Source organism: Nocardiopsis sp. TNDT3 (genome assembly GCF_003427465.1).
Taxonomy (GTDB): domain Bacteria; phylum Actinomycetota; class Actinomycetes; order Streptosporangiales; family Streptosporangiaceae; genus Nocardiopsis; species Nocardiopsis dassonvillei.
Map to the genome: position 1 here is coordinate 1 of NZ_QPFC01001340.1, position 2,266 is coordinate 2,266.

The 2,266-nt window shown below is 78.6% G+C and carries 1 protein-coding gene and 1 pseudogene; both read right to left on the reverse strand.

Annotated features, from left to right (window positions below):
* The coding region (locus DQW06_RS27560; protein ID WP_232833183.1) for a CoA transferase at nt 1–1,775 on the reverse strand (1,775 nt) is incomplete at its 3' end.
* Nucleotides 1,772–2,266: pseudogene (locus DQW06_RS27565) on the reverse strand (long-chain acyl-CoA synthetase); the annotation flags it as partial. The pseudogene DQW06_RS27565 and the gene DQW06_RS27560, both read right to left, overlap by 4 nt.

A 2,266-nucleotide genomic window follows, 5' to 3' on the forward strand; every position in this document is an offset into this window, starting at 1 on the left:
CTCCACGGGGCCCGGACGCAGGACGCGCCGCCGACCGTGTCGAAGGCCGCCGCGAACGCCGGTTCGTCGGCCATCGCCGCCAGGTCCTCCACGAGGACGGGGCCGCTCCGACCACCGGGCGCCGAGCCGCTCCTTTCGGTGGGCGCGGTGCCGCGTCCGGCGCGGCGCAGCAGCCGGGCCGCGTCCGACAGGGCGGTCCGGGCGCGAACCCCGGCGCCGGTGCGGGCGCGCAGCAGCAGCGCGGCCACGGCCCCTTCGGCAGCGAGGATTCCGCCGAGCACGTCGGTGAGGGTGAGCAGGGACGGCGCGGGCTCCTGCCCGGGTCCGGCCAGGAGGTCGGCCACCCCGCCGTGCGCCTGGACCAGGTAGTCGGTGGCCAGCGCGCCGGGTTCGGGGGCCCGACCGCCCCACCCGTCTGCGTGCACGTGGACCAGGCCTGGGGCGGGGTCGGCGAGGTCGTCGGGGCCCAGGCCGAACCCCTCGGCACGGCCGGGCGGCCAGTTGTAGAGCAGGACGTCGGCCGTGGCGGCCAGGTCTCGGGCGGTCCGGCGCCCGGCTTCGGTCTTGAGGTCGGCCTCGACCGCGCCCTTGCCCCGGTTCAGGGCCAGGAACCGGGCGGAGCGGTCACCCGCCATCGGCGCCACCCCGCGCATGGGGTCGCCGCCCGGGGGCTCGATCCGCACGACCTCGGCGCCGAGCATGGCGAGCAGCAGCCCGGCGAGCGGGCCCTGCACGCGGTTGGTGGCCTCCACCACGCGCAGCCCGGCCAGGGGCGCGGCGGCGTCGGGGCCGAGCGGTGCCAGCGGGGCGGCGGGGGCGCCGGTGGCGTCCCGCGCGCGCAGCCGCCACTCCGAGGCCGGGTCGGGCTCCTCTGCCTCCCGGGCGTCGCGGACGAGGGCCAGGCTCATGCCCGTGTCGCGGGCGGCCAGGCGGACCCGGGCGAGGTCCGCGGCCGCGATCGCGGCGGGAAGTTCGGGCGGCAGCGGGCACACCGCGGTGGCGAAGCGCCGCTGGAAGGGCGGCCACCCGGCGGCGATCGCGGACGGGGCGGCTCCCAGGTCGGTCCAGAACCGCAGCCAGACCTCGGCGTCCAGGGTCTCGATCTCGAAGCGCGCTCCGTCAACCGAGCGGAACGGCGGGGCGGTTCCGGCACCGGGCGTCACTCCTGTCCCACTGGAAAGAGTCGGGCCCGCCGAAGCCCTCTGGTCCGGGGCCGTGGCCGCGGCGACGTAGGGACCCGCCGCGAGCAGGGCGGCCTGGGCCGCGGAGACCGACGCCGACAGCGCCGGACCGCCGCGCGCCAGGGCCAGCGCGCAGGCCGCCACCGCCTGCGCGGCCAGCACCCCCGCGCACACCGACGCGTAGTCCACCCCCAGGAACCGGGGTGCCCCGCGGGCCCGGCCGTGCAGGTGCGCCAGCCCGCAGGCGGCCTGGACGTCGCGCTCCCCCGCCAGGGGCGCCGCGACCGGCCCGGACCAGCCGATGGCGCAGCCGACCGGTACCGGCAGCACCCGGGTTCCCTCTCCGCCGGATCCGTCTTCGCCCAGGCCCGCGCCGGAACCACTCCCGCCCGGACCCCACTCACCGGGGACGGCCACCAGACCGATCCACCCGGCCGGTGCCTGCGGGGGCAGGGGCCCCGCGACCCGGGAGACCGCGCAGCCGAGCGCCTCCAGGCGCGCCGCAGCGATCCGCAGCGCGGCCGAGTCGCCCACCGCCCGCGCGGCGGCCCCGGCCAGCGGGAGCACGGTCGCGCCCACCGGTGCGGCGGTCACGTCCACTTCCCCGTTCCGCAGGTGTCGGGGCGCAGGCCCAACTGGTCGCGCAGCACGGAGCGGCGGACCTTGCCGGTGCCGGTGCGCGGCAGCTCGTCCCAGGTCAGCACCACCGGGTCGGCGAGTTCGGGCAGGTCGGCGACGGCGCCGCGCCAGGCCACGGTGTCCAGACCCCCGCTCTCGGTGGCCACCACCGGCACCGGGGGCCCGTCCGGAACGCTCAGGACGACGCACTCCAGCACCTCGGGCAGGCGGTCGTCCACGACGTCCTCCACCTCCAGGCATCCGCCCTCGCGCAGGGCGTCCACCTCGCGGTCCACCAACCGCAGCGCGCCGGTGCGGCTGAGGACGCCGATGTCGCCGGTGTTCCACCACGCGCCCACCAGCTTGGACCGCCACCGGCCCTCCTCGCCGACGTAGCCCAGGCACAGGGCCTCGGTGCGGCAGAAGACCAGAACGGGTGTACCGGCCGGGACGGGGCGCATGGTGCG